16 protein-coding genes are annotated in these 15,718 nt (G+C 62.4%); 14 read left to right on the top strand and 2 right to left on the bottom strand.

What is annotated here, in order from left to right:
• The first annotated feature begins 117 nt into the window (after positions 1-117).
• The 14 genes from pspF (at position 118) to pnp (ending at position 13,736) form a co-directional block, all read left to right on the top strand.
• Entirely contained in the window at positions 118-1,140 is a 1,023-nt protein-coding gene (gene pspF, locus GRI58_RS14365; protein ID WP_160754298.1) for a phage shock protein operon transcriptional activator, read from the top strand.
• 89 nt (positions 1,141-1,229) lie between these two features.
• Entirely contained in the window at positions 1,230-1,613 is a 384-nt protein-coding gene (locus GRI58_RS14370; protein WP_160754299.1) for a PilZ domain-containing protein, read from the top strand.
• A 151-nt stretch (positions 1,614-1,764) separates the two neighbouring features.
• Positions 1,765-2,331: a ribosome maturation protein RimP gene (gene rimP, locus GRI58_RS14375; RefSeq protein WP_160754300.1), complete on the top strand. Its 567-nt coding sequence runs from the start codon at positions 1,765-1,767 to the stop codon at positions 2,329-2,331.
• The gene (gene nusA, locus GRI58_RS14380; protein ID WP_160754301.1) at positions 2,331-4,004 is read left to right on the top strand and encodes a transcription termination factor NusA; all 1,674 of its coding nucleotides are present in this window, start codon (positions 2,331-2,333) and stop codon (positions 4,002-4,004) included. The genes rimP and nusA overlap by 1 nt, the downstream gene beginning before the upstream one ends.
• On the top strand, positions 3,985-4,722 hold the full coding sequence (locus GRI58_RS14385; protein WP_160754302.1) for a DUF448 domain-containing protein: 738 nt from the start codon (positions 3,985-3,987) through the stop codon (positions 4,720-4,722). The genes nusA and GRI58_RS14385 overlap by 20 nt, the downstream gene beginning before the upstream one ends.
• A gap of 16 nt (positions 4,723-4,738) precedes the next feature.
• Complete coding sequence (gene infB / locus GRI58_RS14390; protein WP_160754303.1) at positions 4,739-7,261, top strand: translation initiation factor IF-2; 2,523 nt, start codon at positions 4,739-4,741, stop codon at positions 7,259-7,261.
• A complete protein-coding gene (locus GRI58_RS14395; RefSeq protein ID WP_337190993.1) occupies positions 7,258-7,665 on the top strand; it encodes a PaaI family thioesterase in 408 nt (135 codons plus the stop codon). The genes infB and GRI58_RS14395 overlap by 4 nt, the downstream gene beginning before the upstream one ends.
• Before the next feature lie 4 nt (positions 7,666-7,669).
• Positions 7,670-8,068 carry a 30S ribosome-binding factor RbfA gene (gene rbfA / locus GRI58_RS14400; RefSeq protein WP_160754304.1) on the top strand — a complete coding sequence of 133 codons (399 nt, stop codon included), beginning with the start codon at positions 7,670-7,672 and terminating at the stop codon, positions 8,066-8,068.
• A 94-nt stretch (positions 8,069-8,162) separates the two neighbouring features.
• Positions 8,163-8,747 carry a thymidine kinase gene (locus GRI58_RS14405; RefSeq protein WP_160754305.1) on the top strand — a complete coding sequence of 195 codons (585 nt, stop codon included), beginning with the start codon at positions 8,163-8,165 and terminating at the stop codon, positions 8,745-8,747.
• 6 nt (positions 8,748-8,753) lie between these two features.
• Complete coding sequence (locus GRI58_RS14410) at positions 8,754-9,455, top strand: site-2 protease family protein (protein WP_160754306.1); 702 nt, start codon at positions 8,754-8,756, stop codon at positions 9,453-9,455.
• Positions 9,456-9,583: 128 nt separating this feature from the next.
• Complete coding sequence (locus GRI58_RS14415; RefSeq protein ID WP_160754307.1) at positions 9,584-9,967, top strand: DUF6491 family protein; 384 nt, start codon at positions 9,584-9,586, stop codon at positions 9,965-9,967.
• A gap of 32 nt (positions 9,968-9,999) precedes the next feature.
• The gene (truB, locus tag GRI58_RS14420; protein ID WP_160754308.1) at positions 10,000-10,995 is read left to right on the top strand and encodes a tRNA pseudouridine(55) synthase TruB; all 996 of its coding nucleotides are present in this window, start codon (positions 10,000-10,002) and stop codon (positions 10,993-10,995) included.
• A gap of 5 nt (positions 10,996-11,000) precedes the next feature.
• Complete coding sequence (gene rpsO, locus GRI58_RS14425) at positions 11,001-11,270, top strand: 30S ribosomal protein S15 (protein WP_160754309.1); 270 nt, start codon at positions 11,001-11,003, stop codon at positions 11,268-11,270.
• A 174-nt stretch (positions 11,271-11,444) separates the two neighbouring features.
• Complete coding sequence (gene pnp / locus GRI58_RS14430) at positions 11,445-13,736, top strand: polyribonucleotide nucleotidyltransferase (protein ID WP_160754310.1); 2,292 nt, start codon at positions 11,445-11,447, stop codon at positions 13,734-13,736.
• A gap of 98 nt (positions 13,737-13,834) precedes the next feature.
• Here the strand turns inward: pnp and GRI58_RS14435 are convergent, their stop codons facing one another.
• Positions 13,835-14,359 carry a DUF1993 domain-containing protein gene (locus tag GRI58_RS14435; protein ID WP_160754341.1) on the bottom strand — a complete coding sequence of 175 codons (525 nt, stop codon included), beginning with the start codon at positions 14,357-14,359 and terminating at the stop codon, positions 13,835-13,837.
• Between the two features lie 87 nt (positions 14,360-14,446).
• On the bottom strand, positions 14,447-15,541 hold the full coding sequence (locus GRI58_RS14440; RefSeq protein ID WP_160754311.1) for a GGDEF domain-containing protein: 1,095 nt from the start codon (positions 15,539-15,541) through the stop codon (positions 14,447-14,449).
• Positions 15,542-15,718: the final 177 nt, after the last annotated feature.

The raw sequence follows: 15,718 nt of genomic DNA on the forward strand, positions 1-15,718 counted from the left end.
ATTGCAAGCTGCGTGCCAAACCGTTTTCGACTTGGATTTCCGCCACTTTTTCAGTGCCGATGCACCCGAAACACGAAATTCTTGCCAAGATATGGTGGTTTGCACTAAATCTTGGGCATGGAGCGGGAAGGGCAATTCATCGGCCAGTCTATGGCGTTTCTCGATGCGGTCGAGCGGACCAGCCGCGCGGCCCCGATGCAGCGCCCCGTGCTGGTGATCGGCGAGCGCGGGACCGGCAAGGAACTGATCGCCGAACGTCTCCATCGCCTGTCCTCCCGGTGGGACGAGCCGCTGGTCACCATGAACTGCGCGGCCCTGCCCGAAACGCTGATCGAAGCGGAACTCTTCGGCCATGAAGCGGGCGCCTTCACCGGTGCTACCAGAGCGCGGGCGGGAAGGTTCGAGGAAGCCGACAAGGGGACGTTATTTCTCGACGAACTGGGCACTTTGTCGATGGGCGCGCAGGAACGGCTGCTGCGCGCGGTCGAATATGGCGAAGTGACGCGCATCGGCTCCTCGCGCCCGATCCGGGTCAGTGTGCGGATCGTTGCCGCGACCAACGAGGATCTTCCCGCCAAGGCGAAGCGTGGCGAGTTCCGTGCCGACCTGCTCGACCGTCTCAGTTTCGAGGTCATCACCCTACCGCCGCTGCGCGTGCGCGAAGGCGATGTTGCGGTGCTGTCCGATTATTTCGGCAGGCGCATGGCGGCCGAGTTGTCGTGGGAGGTATGGCCCGGTTTCGCCGAGCACGTTGCCCGCGAGATGGAGGATTACCGCTGGCCGGGCAATGTGCGCGAATTGCGCAACGTCGTCGAGCGGGCGGTCTATCGCTGGGACGACTGGAACGAGCCGATTGGCCATGTCCAGTTCGACCCTTTCGACAGTCCGTGGAAGCCGGCAGGCCCTCCCGTCCAGCAGGAAACGCAAGCTCCGGCGGGTGGCGTGGCCAGTCCGGTCGAAGCTGCGACAAGCTACGACGCGATCGAAGACCTGCGCGCAGCCGTGGATGCGCATGAGCGCGCGATCCTCGAACATGCGCTGGGCAAGCATCGCTGGAACCAGCGCCACACCGCCAAGGCGCTCGGCCTCAGCTATGACCAGCTGCGCCACTGCATCAAGAAGCACGCGCTGACTGAATAGGCTCGCCGATAGTTATTTTCCGGTAGGCAATTCTACGTTGTACCGGAGCAACGCCATCGCTGCTCCTGCTGGGCTAGTCTTTGGAGAAGATGCTACAGAAATCAGTCTCTCCTCTCGATCCGCTGAAATCGAATCGGCGTTTGCGCAGTCGGGCGCGGCTGGGGATTGGCGCTCGCCTGATGCTGATGGAGGGGGTGGTCCCGTGCAGGATCGACAATCTTTCGATTGGCGGTGCCCGCTTGCAACTCGATGTGCCCCTGAAGCTGGGATGTCCGGGCATCCTGACAATTCACGACACTGAAGCTTTCGGGGAGGTCGTGTGGCAGTCGCGCGGACGCGCAGGCTTTAAATTCGACGAATTGCTGGATGATTCGGAGGTCGTCCGCTTGCGCTATCTCGCGCCCAAAATCCTCATGAACGAATCCAATCACGTCGAAATATTTGCACAGCAGTGGGTCGAAGGGCGCGCCTGAAGGCGTCCTGCCAGTGAAAGCCATTGCATTGCGCGCATCGGCAGCCTAGATAGCGCGCACCCCGACATCGTCGTGACTTTGAAGGGCTGGCGCCGCAAGGGGCCGGCGCGAAACCTGATTGTCGCATCGATGGTTTATTTACGGAGCTGCAATGGCCGATCTGGCGCGTCTGAACGAAATCATCGAACCCGAGGCAAAGGCGCTCGGATTCGACCTCGTGCGCGTGAAAATGATTGCGAGCGAGGCTGGCGATGGCGAGCAGGCCTTGCAGATCATGGCCGAGGATCCGGCAACCGGCCAGCTCGTGATCGAACAATGCGCCGCGCTGTCGCGCCGCGTGTCCGACCGGATCGATGAACTGGAGGAACAGGGCGAGGTTCTGATTCCCGGCGCCTATCACCTCGAAGTCAGCTCACCCGGCATCGATCGTCCGCTGACCAGGCCCAAGGATTTCACCGCATGGTCGGGCCACGAGGCCAAGATCAGCATGGACAAGTCCTATGACGGGCAGCGCAATCTGCGCGGTATCCTCGAAGGGATCGATGGCGAGCTGGTGACAATAGAGGATCGCAAGGCGGGCAGGCTTGCCATTCCGCTCGGTTCGATCCATGCGGCCAAGCTGATCCTTACCGATGAGCTGATCGCCGCGACCCGCCCGCTGGATACCAGCGGTGCCGACGAAATTATCGAAGTCAACGAAGAGAAGGCAGACAACTGATGGCCAGTGCCATTTCCGCCAACAAGGCAGAACTCCTCGCGATCGCGAATTCGGTCGCCTCGGAAAAGATGATCGACAAGGCGATCGTCATCGAGGCGATGGAAGAGGCGATTCAGAAAAGTGCGCGCAACCGTTATGGCGCGGAAAACGACATTCGCGCCAAGCTTGACCCGCAGACCGGCGATTTGCGCCTGTGGCGCGTGGTCGAGGTGGTCGAAGAGGTCGAGGACTACTTCAAGCAGGTCGATCTCAAGGCTGCGGAGAAGCTCGACAAGGATGCCAAGTTGGGCGACTTCATCGTCGACCCGCTGCCGCCGGTCGATCTGGGCCGCATCGACGCGCAGAGCGCCAAGCAGGTGATCTTCCAGAAGGTCCGCGATGCCGAGCGCGAGCGCCAGTTCAACGAATTCCATGACCGCGCGGGCGAAGTTATCACCGGCGTGATCAAGTCGGTCGAATTCGGCCATGTGATCGTCAATCTGGGCCGGGCCGAGGGCGTTATCCGCCGCGACCAGCAGATCCCGCGCGAGGCCGCTCGCGTCGGTGAGCGCGTCCGCGCGCTGATCACCAAGGTGGAGCGCAACAACCGCGGCCCGCAGATCTTCCTGTCGCGCGCGCACCCTGACTTCATGAAGAAGCTGTTCGCGCAGGAGGTGCCCGAAATCTACGACGGAATCATCGAGATCAAGGCCGCCGCCCGCGATCCGGGCAGCCGCGCCAAGATCGGCGTGATCAGCCATGATTCCAGCATCGACCCCGTCGGCGCCTGCGTCGGCATGAAGGGCAGCCGCGTGCAGGCGGTGGTGCAGGAACTGCAGGGCGAGAAGATCGACATCATTCCTTGGTCGGAAGATCAGGCGACCTTCATCGTCAATGCGCTCCAGCCCGCGACTGTCGCGCGCGTCGTGCTCGACGAGGAAGAGGGCCGCATCGAAGTGGTGGTCCCCGACGACCAGCTTTCGCTGGCCATCGGGCGCCGCGGCCAGAATGTGCGCCTCGCCAGCCAGCTGACCGGCAACCAGATCGACATCATGACCGAGGAAGAGGCGAGCACCAAGCGGCAGAAGGAATTCTCCGAACGCTCCAAGATGTTCGAGGAAGAGCTCGACGTCGACGAGACGCTCAGTCAGCTGCTGGTCGCCGAAGGTTTCGCCGAGCTGGAGGAAGTCGCCTATGTCGAACTCGACGAGCTGGCGGGCATCGAAGGCTTCGACAGCGAGCTTGCGGAAGAGCTGCAAAGCCGTGCGCTCGAAGCGATCGAGCGCCAGGAAGCCGCGCATCGCGAGGCGCGCCGCGAACTCGGCGTGGAAGACGATCTCGCCGAGCTGCCGCATCTCACCGAAGCGATGCTGGTTACGCTGGGCAAGGGCGGCATCAAGACGCTCGACGATCTTGCGGACCTCGCGACCGACGAACTGATCGCCAGGAAGCGCGAGGCCCCGCGTCGCCGCAACAATTCGCCCGCCGGGGAGCTTGGTGGCCCGCCGATGCGGCGTCCGTCCGTGCGTGAACAGGACAAGGGCGGTGTGCTGGGCGAATACGGACTGACTGAAGAGCAGGGCAATGAGATCATCATGGCCGCTCGCGCGCATTGGTTTGAGGACGAAGAGCCTGCCCCGGCTGCCGAGGCTACTGCAACGCAGGAGGCCGCTGATGCGGACTCCGAACAATGAGCGCCTGACGCCCGACATCGCTGAAGTCTCTGCGGCCCGGAACGCTTCCGAGCCCGAGCGGCGCTGTGTGCTGACCGGCGAGACTGCGCCGCGCGCCGGACTGGTGCGGCTGGCGCTTTCGCCCGATGGCTTGGTGTTGCCCGACGTGCAGGCGAAGGCGCCCGGACGCGGCGCATGGATCGGCGTCGATCGCGCGACGCTGAACGCCGCACTGGCAGACGGCAGGCTTGAACGCGCATTGAAACGCGCGTTCAAGGACGGTCGGCTCGACATACCTACGGATCTGGATATTCGTATCCAGCACGCGCTCGAGCGACAATTGCTTGACCGGCTGGGCTTGGAATTGCGCATAGGCACACTCATATTGGGAACCGAGCGCATTGCCGAAACCGCAAGAGCGGGCGGGGTTGCGCTCTTGCTTCATGCCAGCGATGCGAGCGAATCCGGTCGGAAAAGGCTCGATCAGGCGTGGCGCGTCGGGGAAGGGCGCGAAGGTTCGCGCGAGACTGGCATCATTCTGCCTCTGGACCGCAACGGCCTGTCTGTGGCACTGGGCCGCGACAACGTCGTTCATCTGGCGCTTGCCGAGGACCGGGCTGCAGAGCGTGTCGGGTCATTGCTGGTGCGCCTGCTGCATTTTCTGGGAGAGCCTTCTCCCGCCATATTGACCGATCGGGGCCATGGGGCACCGGTTGACGACGACGAATTGAATACGTGAAGGATTGAAGAGCTACATGAGCGAGGACACCGACAAGCCAACCCGTAAGCCGCTCGGCCTGAAAAGGTCGGTCGACGCGGGTGAGGTCAAGCAGACCTTCAGCCACGGCCGCACCAACAAGGTGGCGGTCGAGGTGAAGCGGCGCCGCAAGCTCGTGAAGCCGGGCGAAGCTGCTCCGCCACCACCTCCACCTCCGCCCCCGCCGCCGTCGCCACCTCCGCCGTCTCCGGCAGCGAAGAAGCCTGCCGCACGTAAGGCTCCGGCGGGCGAGACTCCGCAGGAGCGTGTCGCGCGCCTCCAGCGTGAAGCCGAGGAAGATCGCCTGCGCCAGGCCGAGGAAGCCCGCAAGCGCGAGGAAGAACAGGCGCGCCAGGCCGCGGAAGAAGAAAAGCGTCGAGCCGAGGACAACCGCAAGGCCGAAGAAGAAGCGGTCAAGCAGGCCGACGCGGCAGCCGAAGCGGCTGCTGCCGAGCCGGAAGTCGAGGAAGCTGCGCCTGCGGTCGAGGAACAGAGCGATTCCGGCGGCGACGCACCCGCTCCGCGTCGCTTTACGCCGGTCGCCCGTCCCGAGCCGAAGAAGCCCGAAAAGCGCAAGGCCAAGGACGAGAAGCGTCCTGCACCTGCGGCAGCAGAGCGCCCCGACAAGCGGCGTTCCGGCAAGCTTACCGTCACCCGCGCTCTCAACGAGGACGAAGGGCGCCGTGCGCGCAGCCTTGCTGCGCTCAAGCGTGCACGCGAAAAGGAACGCCGGATGCATGGCGGTGGCTCGTCCAAGCCGCGCGAGAAGCAGGTGCGCGACGTGGTCGTGCCCGAGGCGATTACCGTGCAGGAACTGGCCAACCGCATGGCTGAAAAGGGCGCGGATCTGGTCAAGGAGCTGTTCAACCTCGGCATGATGGTGACCGTCAACCAGACGATCGACCAGGACACTGCCGAATTGCTGGTCGAACAGTTCGGTCACAACATCACCCGCGTCAGCGAAAGCGACGTCGATATAGACACGAGCGTCGATACCGATCCGGAAGAAAGCCTGAAGCAGCGTCCTCCGGTTGTGACGATCATGGGCCATGTCGACCACGGCAAGACCAGCCTGCTCGACGCGCTGCGTGGCACCAATGTGATCAAGGGCGAGGCCGGTGGCATCACCCAGCACATCGGCAGCTATCAGGTGAAGACGAAAGCGGGCGACAAGGTCACTTTCCTCGACACGCCGGGTCACGCCGCTTTCACCGAGATGCGCGCGCGCGGTGCCAATGTCACCGATATCGTGGTGCTGGTGGTTGCCGCTGACGACGGGATCATGCCGCAGACGATCGAGGCGATCAATCATACCAAGGCCGCAGGCGTGCCGATGATCGTGGCGATCAACAAGATCGACAAGCCCGAGGCCAATGCCAAGCGCGTCCGAGAGCGCCTGCTCGAACATGAAATCATCGTCGAAGCGATGGGCGGCGAGACGCAGGACGTCGAAATCTCGGCCAAGACCGGCCAGGGGCTCGACGAATTGATCGAGAAGATCGCGCTTCAGGCCGAACTGATGGAACTGAAGGCCAACCCCGATCGCCCGGCGGATGCCACGGTGATCGAGGCGCAGCTCGACAAGGGTCGCGGGCCGGTCGCAACTGTGCTCGTCACCCGCGGTACGCTCAAGCGTGGCGATACCTTCGTGGTCGGCACCCAAAGCGGGCGCGTGCGCGCGATCGTCGACGATTCGGGCAAGCAGATCAAGGAAGCCGGTCCCTCGTCTCCGGTCGAGGTTCTTGGCCTCGGCGGCGTGCCGGGTGCGGGCGACCTGCTGACTGTGGTCGAGAATGAGCAGCGTGCCCGTGAAGTGGCCCAGTATCGTCAGGAAAAGGCGACCGAAAAGCGCACCGCGCTGGCCCCGACCAGCTTCGACACCATGTTCACCAATCTCGCCAACAACGTGATCGAATATCCGGTGGTGGTGAAGGCCGATGTGCAGGGTTCGGTCGAAGCGATCGTCAACGCGCTGCACAACCTCTCGAACGACGAGATCAAGGTGCGCGTGCTGCACGCCGGTGTCGGTGCGATCACCGAAAGCGACGTGGGTCTGGCAGCGGCTTCGAAGGCGCCGATCATCGGCTTCAACGTCCGCCCGAACGCCAAGGCGCGCCAGCTGGTCGAACGCGAGAAGGTGCGGATGATGTATTACGACGTCATCTACCACCTGACCGAGGAGATCGCCAAGGAGATGGCGGGCGAGCTGGGTCCGGAGCGGATCGAACACGTCGTCGGCCGTGCCGAGGTCAAGCAGGTGTTCCCTGCCGGCAAGCGCGACAAGGCTGCGGGCCTGCTGGTGCTCGAAGGCGTCATCCGCAAGGGTCTTCACGCCCGTCTCACGCGCGACGACGTCATTGTTTCGGCCACGACCATCCAGTCGCTGCGCCGGTTCAAGGACGATGTCGACGAGGTCCGCGCGGGTCTCGAATGCGGTGTGGTGCTGGCCGATACCAACGACATCAAGGCCGGTGACAATCTCGAAGTGTTCGAGGTCGAGGAGCGTGAGCGGACGCTGTGACGGTCGCGCACGCGCTTGGCCACGCCCACGCAACATTGATGGGCGTGGAATTCGAAAGCTTCGACAGGAAGCGCGAGGAAATTACCTTGCGCTTCCACGCGCCTGACAGCTTCATCACTCCTCGAGGGTCGGTGCAGGGTGGGCTCGTCGCGGGGTTTCTCGACGAGGTGATGGGCTGGGCGCATGTCTGGGCAACCGATCAGGTCGAAGCGCCGCTGAACCTGGAAATCAGCATGTCATTGCTGAAGCCGGTTCCCCCCGGGCCGCTGGTGGGCAAGGGCCGTGTAGTGCGGCGCGGTAAGCGGGTGATCTTCCTGGAGGGCGAACTGTTCGATCTGGCAGGAACCTTACTCGCCCGTTCGACCAGCACCGCCATTCCCACTCCGCGTCCAACGGGAAAGTAAACTCATGGCTCGCAACCAGTCCACGCCCGAACAGCAATCCGTCCGTGTCCTTAAGGTCGGAGAGCGGGTGCGGCATATCCTGTCCGAACTGCTCGCGCGGGGAGAGGTGCATGACGATGTGCTGACGGCGCATTCGGTCAGCGTGACCGAGGTGCGCATGACGCCCGACCTGCGCAACGCCAAAGCATTCGTTAAGCCGTTGCTGGGTGAGGATGAGGCCGCGGTGCTCAAGGCGCTGCGCACTAACACGGCGTTCTTCCAGCGCGAAGTCGCCAAGCGGCTCGGGCTGAAATTCGCGCCGAAGCTCAATTTCCAGCCTGATGAAAGCTTCGATGAAGCCGACCGGATCGAGCGGCTGCTCAGTGATCCGCGCGTTGCGCGCGATCTGGACGAGGATGATTGACACCCGCGTCATCCCGGCGAAAGCTGGGAGCTGTCGCAATTCTCACCGGGGCCGAAAGCGATTCCAGCTTTCGCTGGAATGACGGAACAGGACATTGGCCAAGCTCTATTTCTATTATGCCAGCATGAATGCGGGGAAGAGCTCGACCCTGCTGCAGGCCGCGTTCAATTACGGCGAGCGCGATATGCGGGTCTCTTTGTGGACCGCCGCGCTCGACAACAGGCCGGGTTTCGGCGCCATCAGCAGCCGGATCGGCCTGTCGAGCGATGCCCATCGCTTCGATGCCAAAACGGATATCGAGCGTGCGGTGCTGGTCGACCATGAGGCGGAGCGGATCGCCTGCGTGCTGGTCGACGAAGCGCAATTTCTCACCCGCGATCAGGTGTGGCAATTGGCGCGGCTGGCGGACGAGGGCGATATTCCGGTGCTGTGCTATGGCCTCAGGACCGATTTCCAGGGCGAGCTGTTTCCCGGTTCAGCCGCGCTGCTCGGCATTGCCGATGCGCTGGTCGAGCTGAAGGCGGTGTGCCACTGCGGCCGCAAGGCGACGATGAATTTGCGCGTCGACGAAAGCGGCGCGGCGGTAGGCGAGGGCGCGCAGACCGAGATCGGCGGCAATGATCGCTACGTCGCACTGTGTCGCAGGCACTTCAGCAAGGCCTTGGGGCGCACTACATAGGTACTCATGTCCGACACCATCCAGCTTGCCGTCATCCTGATCCCTTGCCTGATCGTGGCGATCGTGTTCCACGAGGTGGCACATGGTTATGTCGCGATGCTGCTCGGAGATCCGACTGCGCGGGAGGAGCGGCGGCTGTCGCTGAACCCGCTGCGCCATGTCGACCCGATCGGCACGCTGCTGGTGCCCGGCGCATTGGCGTTGTTCGGCGGGCCGGTGTTTGGCTGGGCGAAGCCGGTGCCGGTGAACTTCCGACGGCTGAGGAATCCGCGGCTGGGTATGATATTGGTCGCTGCCGCGGGACCGGGAACGAATTTCCTGCTCGCGGCGCTAGCGGCAATTGCGATCGGCAGCTTCGGCTTGCTCGGCCAGGTGCAAGTTGCCGCCGGGATGGCATTAGGCCCGGAGCCTTCGATGCTGGCGCAGGGGTTGATGTATTTCCTGCTGATCAATCTGTTTCTCGCGCTGTTCAATCTTCTGCCAATCCCGCCGTTCGATGGCTCGCATATCGTCGAAGGCCTGCTGCCGCGCTCGCTCTCGCGCCAATATGCCAAGCTGCGGCAGCTGGGGATGCTGTTGTTCATCATCCTGATCGCAGCGGTATGGGTGTTTCCCAATGCGGGTATAATCGAGCGCCTGATCGGTCCGCCGGTCACTTGGCTGATGGGGCATTATCTGCTGCTGGCACAGGCGTTTGCCGGGCACTGATCCGATCGCGCGCAATCGTGCCGGAAAGCATTGCCAATTTGTAACGGACCTACGCCTGTTGGGACGCGTTTGATCGGTATTCCAAATGCGTCAGGGACGGGCGGACATAGTCACAGGAGATCAGACCCATGATCCGTTCGCTGAACCTCGCTCTCGCCGCGCTCGCAATTGCCTGCGCACCGGCCATCGCCCAAGCCGCCCCGGCCACATCCCCGCAGCATCAGGCTGAAGCGCGTGACGCCAGCATCCCCTTCGCCAATACGGTCGGGATCTGGAACTGGGAGGCGCGTGGCGATTCCACCGTCTATTTCGAAAGCAACAATCGCCAATGGTACAGGGCGACCCTGATGGCGCCTTCTTTCGACCTGCCTTATGTGAATTATATCGGCATCGACGCAGGACCGACCGGCACACTCGACCGGTTCGGCGCGGTCTATATCCACGGTCAGCGTTATCCGTTTTCGAGCTTTGTGAAGATCGACGGCAAGCCACCTGCTGCCAAGAAGCACTGACAGGGTGCCAATCCGCCGCTAAGGCGCGGCGCATGGAAGTAAAACCAAGTCCCAATGGCTGGATCGTGCTCGACAAACCCCGCGGCCTGGGCTCGACCCAGGCCGTAGCTGCGGTCAAGCGCGTGTTGCGGCAGGGCGGCTATGCCAGGACCAAGGTCGGCCATGGCGGCACGCTCGACCCGCTTGCCGAAGGGGTGTTGCCGATTGCGCTGGGCGAGGCGACCAAGCTTGCCGGACGGATGCTTGATGCGAGCAAGATTTATGAATTCACGATCCAGTTCGGCGACGAGACCGACACGCTCGATACCGAGGGAGAGGTGATGGCGACCAGCCAGCATCGCCCGCCGCGCGCCGCTGTTGCGGCGATCCTCGACAGCTTTACCGGCCCGATCGACCAGATTCCGCCCGCGTATTCGGCGATCAAGCTGGATGGAAAGCGCGCCTATGATCGTGCTCGTGCAGGCGAGGACGTGGAGATGCCCACGCGCCGAGTGACGATCCATGCGCTCGAGCTGCTCGGACCGGTCGATGCAACACCGCTCGATTCCGCGTTCGCAACGACACTCGGTCGTCCCGATCCCTATGACCCTGCCGCGCCGCTCGAACTGGCCGACAGCGTGACGCTTCGCGCCCATGTTTCCAAGGGCACATATATCCGATCGCTGGCACGCGATCTCGCCCATGCCCTTGGCACCCTGGGCCACGTTACCTATCTAAGACGTATCAAGGCCGGCCCGTTCCACGAGGATCAGGCGATTTCGCTGGACAAACTGGACGAAATCGGTAAGGGCGCGCCACTTCAAGACCACCTCCTGCCGCTGGAGGCGGGGCTGGACGACATCCCGGCCCTTTCCCTCGATCCCGATAGCGCGCAGGCGGTCCGACAGGGCCGGGTTCTTTCGGGGCTGCCCCAATCCGATGGGCTCTATCTTGCGCGCAGCGGCACCATGCCGGTCGCGCTGATCGAGATCACGGATGGCACGGCGAAAGTCGTGCGGGGTTTCAACTATCAAGATGTCGCGGAGTAAAATGTATGTCGGTTACCGCCGAAAAGAAGCAAGAGATCATCAAGGACAACGCCCAGGCCAAGGGTGATACCGGATCGCCGGAAGTGCAGGTCGCGATCCTCACCGAGCGTATTCGCAACCTGACCGGTCATTTCAAGGACCACCACAAGGACAATCACTCGCGCCGCGGCCTGCTGATGATGGTCAACAAGCGCCGCAACCTGCTCTCCTATCTGAAAAAGAAGGACGTCGAGCGGTACAATGCGCTGATCCAGAAGCTCGGGCTTCGTAAGTAAGAGTTTCTCAGAGGGGCGGCTCCAAGGGCCGCCCCTCTGCACATCCGGACCTCAAGCAATTCGGCTGGGGGCGGAAAATTGGGGCGCAGACAGCCCCGCACCGGACCGGGACGGCTTACCCGGCACTGTAGGCCCCGCACCGCAATATGGCCGTGCGGGTCATAAGGAAAATCAATGTTCGACACGAAAACCGTATCGCTGGAGTGGGGCGGGAAAACCCTCACTCTGGAAACCGGCCGTATTGCCCGTCAGGCAGACGGCGCGGTCCTCGCCACTTATGGCGAAACCGTAGTGCTCTGCGCGGTCACCGCCGCCAAGAGCGTCAAGGAAGGGCAGGACTTCTTCCCGCTGACCGTTCACTACCAGGAAAAATTCTCCTCTGCCGGCCGGATCCCCGGTGGCTTCTTCAAGCGCGAGCGCGGTGCGACCGAAAAGGAAACGCTGACCAGCCGCCTGATCGACCGTCCGGTGCGCCCGCTGTTCCCGGAAGGCTTTTACAACGAGATCAACGTGATCGCGCAGGTCTTCAGCTATGACGGCGAGTGCGAGCCCGACGTTCTGGCGATGATCGCTGCATCGGCTGCGCTGACCATCTCGGGCGTGCCCTTTATGGGCCCGATCGGCGCCTGCCGCGTCGGTTTCAAGGACGGCGAATATATCCTCAATCCCAAGCAGGCCACTGCGCTCGCCGATGACGGTCGCCTCGACCTCGTCGTCGCGGCCACCGGCAACGCTGTGATGATGGTGGAATCCGAAGCCAAGGAACTGAACGAGCAGGAAATGCTCGGCGCGGTCGCCTTCGCTCACGACAGCATTCGCCCGGTCGTCAACGCGATCATCGATCTTGCCGAACAGGCCGCCAAGGATCCTTGGGAAGTCGCGTCGCAGGACGGCAATGAAGATATGAAGTCGGCGATCAGGACCATGATCGGCGACGATATCGCCAAGGCGTACAAGCTGACCGACAAGTCCGCCCGTTCGGACGCGCTCAATACTGTGCGCGAGAAGGTCAAGGCGCATTACGCCAGCGACGAGTTCGACGGCCAGCAGCGCATGACCGCGATCAAGCTGACCAAGAAGCTCGAAGCCGAAATCGTGCGCGGCGCCATCCTCAAGGACGGCACCCGTATCGACGGCCGCAAGCTCGATCAGGTTCGCCCGATCGAGGCGATGGTCGGCGTGTTGCCGCGTGCTCACGGTTCCTCGCTGTTCACCCGTGGTGAAACGCAGGCGCTGTGCTCGACGACGCTCGGCACCAAGGAATCGGAGCAGATGATCGACGGGCTCGAAGGTCTGACCTACGAGCGCTTCATGCTGCACTACAACTTCCCGCCCTATTCGGTCGGCGAAGTGGGCCGTTTCGGGGCGCCCTCGCGCCGCGACACCGGCCACGGCAAGCTCGCCTGGCGCGCGCTGCACAACGTGCTGCCGACGCATGACGACTTCCCCTATACCATCCGCGTTCTCAGCGACATCACCGAGTCCAACGGCTCGTCCTCGATGGCGACGGTTTGCGGCGGCTGTCTGTCGATGATGGACGCTGGCGTTCCGATCGAGCGCCCGGTGTCGGGCATCGCGATGGGCCTGATCCTCGAAGGGTCGGACTTTGCGGTCCTGTCGGATATCCTCGGTGACGAAGATCACCTTGGCGACATGGATTTCAAGGTTGCGGGCACCGAAGCCGGCATCACCACGATGCAGATGGATATCAAGGTCGCCGGAATTACGCAGGAAATCATGGGCAAGGCGCTCGAACAGGCGAAAGCCGGGCGTGCTCATATCCTGGGTGAAATGCAGAAGGCTCTCGGCACCGCGCGTTCCGAAGTCAGCAAGCATGCCCCGCGCATCGAGACGATCCAGATCGACAAGTCGAAGATCCGTGACGTGATCGGGACCGGCGGCAAGGTGATCCGCGAGATCGTTGCCGAAACCGGTGCCAAGGTCGACATCGACGACGAAGGCGTGATCAAGATCTCGTCCTCCGACCTCGACCAGATCGAGGCCGCGAAGAAGTGGATTCTCGGCATCGTCGAAGAGGCGGAAGTCGGCAAGATCTACAACGGCAAGGTCGTCAACATCGTCGATTTCGGCGCGTTTGTGAACTTCATGGGCGGCAAGGACGGTCTCGTCCACGTCAGCGAAATGAAGAACGAACGGGTCGAAAAGCCGACCGATGTCGTCTCCGAAGGCCAGGAAGTGAAGGTCAAGGTGCTCGAGATCGATCAGCGCGGCAAGGTTCGCCTGTCGATGCGCGTCGTCGATCAGGAAACCGGCGAAGAGCTGGAAGACACCCGTCCTCCGCGCGAACCGCGTGGCGACCGGGGTGATCGTGGTCCGCGTGGCGGCGGTGATCGTCGCGGTGGCCGTGGCGGTCGTGATCGTGGCCCGCGTGGTGGCGGCGATCGTGATCGTGGCGATCGCGGTGGCGACGGCCCGGCGCATGTACCGGACTTCCTCAAGGACTGATTGCAGTCCTGACGAATCAAGAAGGGCCGCGCAGGAGCAATCCTCGCGGCCCTTTTCTATGCTTCAGGGTATTCCTGAGCGGTGCTTTGGTCGCCAGCTCAACCTTTCAGCGGGAGCGCGCCGAGAAAATCGCGCTTGCCGATCTGCAAGCCGTGCATACGCAACAGGTTGTATGTCGTGGCCGCATGGAAGAACAGGTTTGGCTGGCTGAAGCCGAACAGGAAGTTCTGAACCGTAAATTCCATTCGCAACTTGTCACCGATCGTAAAGACCATATCGTTGCCAGCGATCGCGTTGAGTTCTTCGGCGTCCCACGCTTCCAAACCATTGATTGCCTGGACGATGAGGTCGCGTAGCCCGCCCAGGCTATCGGGCGCGGGAGCCATGTGCGGAGAAAAGTGTCCCGTCTTGCAGCTCTCAAGCGCGAGCGCGCTGTGTACCCAGCAGCTTTTGACCTGGTAGGCGAAGGGCAGCATATCCTCGATCAGCCGTGCTTCGAGAATATCCCCCTCGTAATATTCCTCTCCGGCGCAGGCTGCATCGGCCTTGTCGACAAGCTGCGATACCGAACCGAGAATCTGGAGCCAGTTGGGAACGAGCGCGTCATAAAGCGTCAGAGACATGGTGTCGGCCTTTCGAGATTTGGTGGATTGCATCACGGTTCTAAACCAAGGTTATGCAATCTCGAAAGAGTTACCTTAGGGCGTTTGTCAGGCGTAACGCCGAAACTGTTCGAGCGCCGGGAAGTCGGTCAGCCGCAAGGAACGATCGCGTCCGGCACCCTTGGCGGCATATAACGCGCGGTCCGCCCGTTTCATGGCGCTTTCCATGCTGTCGTCGGCATCGATCGCGGCGAGTCCGGCGCTCGCTGTGACGGGGAAGGACAGTTCGGGTACGTTTTCGCGGACTGATCCCGTAATCCGCCTGCGTGCCATCTCCGCCGTGCGCTCCCATTGCGGCCCGTAAAGGAGCAGCATGAATTCCTCACCACCGAGCCGACCCGGAAAGCAGTTCTCTGTGCTGAGCGCTCTGGCTACGGCAACGAGAACCTCGTCGCCGATGTCGTGGCCATGACTATCGTTGACCCGCTTGAACAGGTCGCAATCGACCATCGCGACACCTGTCGGCCGCGCCGCGTCGGGATCGCGAAAGCGCCGTGCAAGTCCGCGCCTGTTTGCGATGCCGGTCAGCGGATCGAGCGAGCTTGCCATGGTCGCCGTACGGACGTCGGCCATGGCGGCATCGCGCTGACGCAAAATTATCATATAGCCGTCCCCGATACCGGCCGCGGTAACGACGAACTCTATCAGGAACGCGATCAGTATCGCTTCGAAATAAAACGGTGCGGCGCGTTGCAAGGCGAGTTCCCAGAACAGCGCCGCCAGTGCGACGCAAATGCCCGGAAGCCATGCTGCGCTCTGGAACATGGCCGCCCTACTGCCCGCGCGGACCGACGAGACCAATGCAACGACGAGCATGACGATAAGTCCGGCAAGCACGATGTCATGCAGCATATCGAGCTTCCCCGCAAACGCGATCGACGGCGCCAGAACGGTCAGCGATACACCGATCGGTAACATGCTCCACAGCAGGATGCGCGTGCGGCGAAGATCGAAGCGATCATCGATATATGTCGCAAGCAACGGCCCGATCAGGGCGAGGGCAATGTCGGTTGCGATGGTTCGCAACAGGATGGCATCGCTTGCGAATGCAAACAGAAGTTGCCCCGAGGGAGGGAAGGAAATTGCAATCGTGCCGACGGCAATAGCTCTGGCGGCGACCCAGAAGAGGAAGCGCCGCTGCATGATGCACGCAAGCAGGATTGCCGCGCATGCGAATACAGCGACGGCGGACATAAATGCCCCCAGCGTGAAACTCGCCCAATCCAACTATTGGCCCCCCTGCCTGAACAGCCGAAACCTATCCGTCTATCTGTAGCTCTATCGTCGTCCTAAATGGCTAAAGAACGTCACTAATTTTTT

It is taken from the genome of Qipengyuania algicida, from assembly GCF_009828025.1.
Taxonomy (GTDB): Bacteria; Pseudomonadota; Alphaproteobacteria; order Sphingomonadales; family Sphingomonadaceae; genus Qipengyuania; species Qipengyuania algicida.

Excerpts from the sequence above, each read along its gene's own strand:
- GRI58_RS14410 (WP_160754306.1), top strand. The coding sequence starts at position 8,754 with ATGTCCGACACCATCCAGCTTGCCGTCATCCTGATCCCTTGCCTGATC.
- GRI58_RS14435 (WP_160754341.1), bottom strand. The coding sequence starts at position 14,359 with ATGTCTCTGACGCTTTATGACGCGCTCGTTCCCAACTGGCTCCAGATT.
- pnp (WP_160754310.1), top strand. The coding sequence starts at position 11,445 with ATGTTCGACACGAAAACCGTATCGCTGGAGTGGGGCGGGAAAACCCTC.
- infB (WP_160754303.1), top strand. The coding sequence starts at position 4,739 with ATGAGCGAGGACACCGACAAGCCAACCCGTAAGCCGCTCGGCCTGAAA.
- rimP (WP_160754300.1), top strand. The coding sequence starts at position 1,765 with ATGGCCGATCTGGCGCGTCTGAACGAAATCATCGAACCCGAGGCAAAG.
- rbfA (WP_160754304.1), top strand. The coding sequence starts at position 7,670 with ATGGCTCGCAACCAGTCCACGCCCGAACAGCAATCCGTCCGTGTCCTT.
- GRI58_RS14370 (WP_160754299.1), top strand. The coding sequence starts at position 1,230 with ATGCTACAGAAATCAGTCTCTCCTCTCGATCCGCTGAAATCGAATCGG.
- pspF (WP_160754298.1), top strand. The coding sequence starts at position 118 with ATGGAGCGGGAAGGGCAATTCATCGGCCAGTCTATGGCGTTTCTCGAT.
- nusA (WP_160754301.1), top strand. The coding sequence starts at position 2,331 with ATGGCCAGTGCCATTTCCGCCAACAAGGCAGAACTCCTCGCGATCGCG.
- truB (WP_160754308.1), top strand. The coding sequence starts at position 10,000 with ATGGAAGTAAAACCAAGTCCCAATGGCTGGATCGTGCTCGACAAACCC.
- GRI58_RS14415 (WP_160754307.1), top strand. The coding sequence starts at position 9,584 with ATGATCCGTTCGCTGAACCTCGCTCTCGCCGCGCTCGCAATTGCCTGC.
- GRI58_RS14440 (WP_160754311.1), bottom strand. The coding sequence starts at position 15,541 with ATGCAGCGGCGCTTCCTCTTCTGGGTCGCCGCCAGAGCTATTGCCGTC.
- rpsO (WP_160754309.1), top strand. The coding sequence starts at position 11,001 with ATGTCGGTTACCGCCGAAAAGAAGCAAGAGATCATCAAGGACAACGCC.
- GRI58_RS14385 (WP_160754302.1), top strand. The coding sequence starts at position 3,985 with ATGCGGACTCCGAACAATGAGCGCCTGACGCCCGACATCGCTGAAGTC.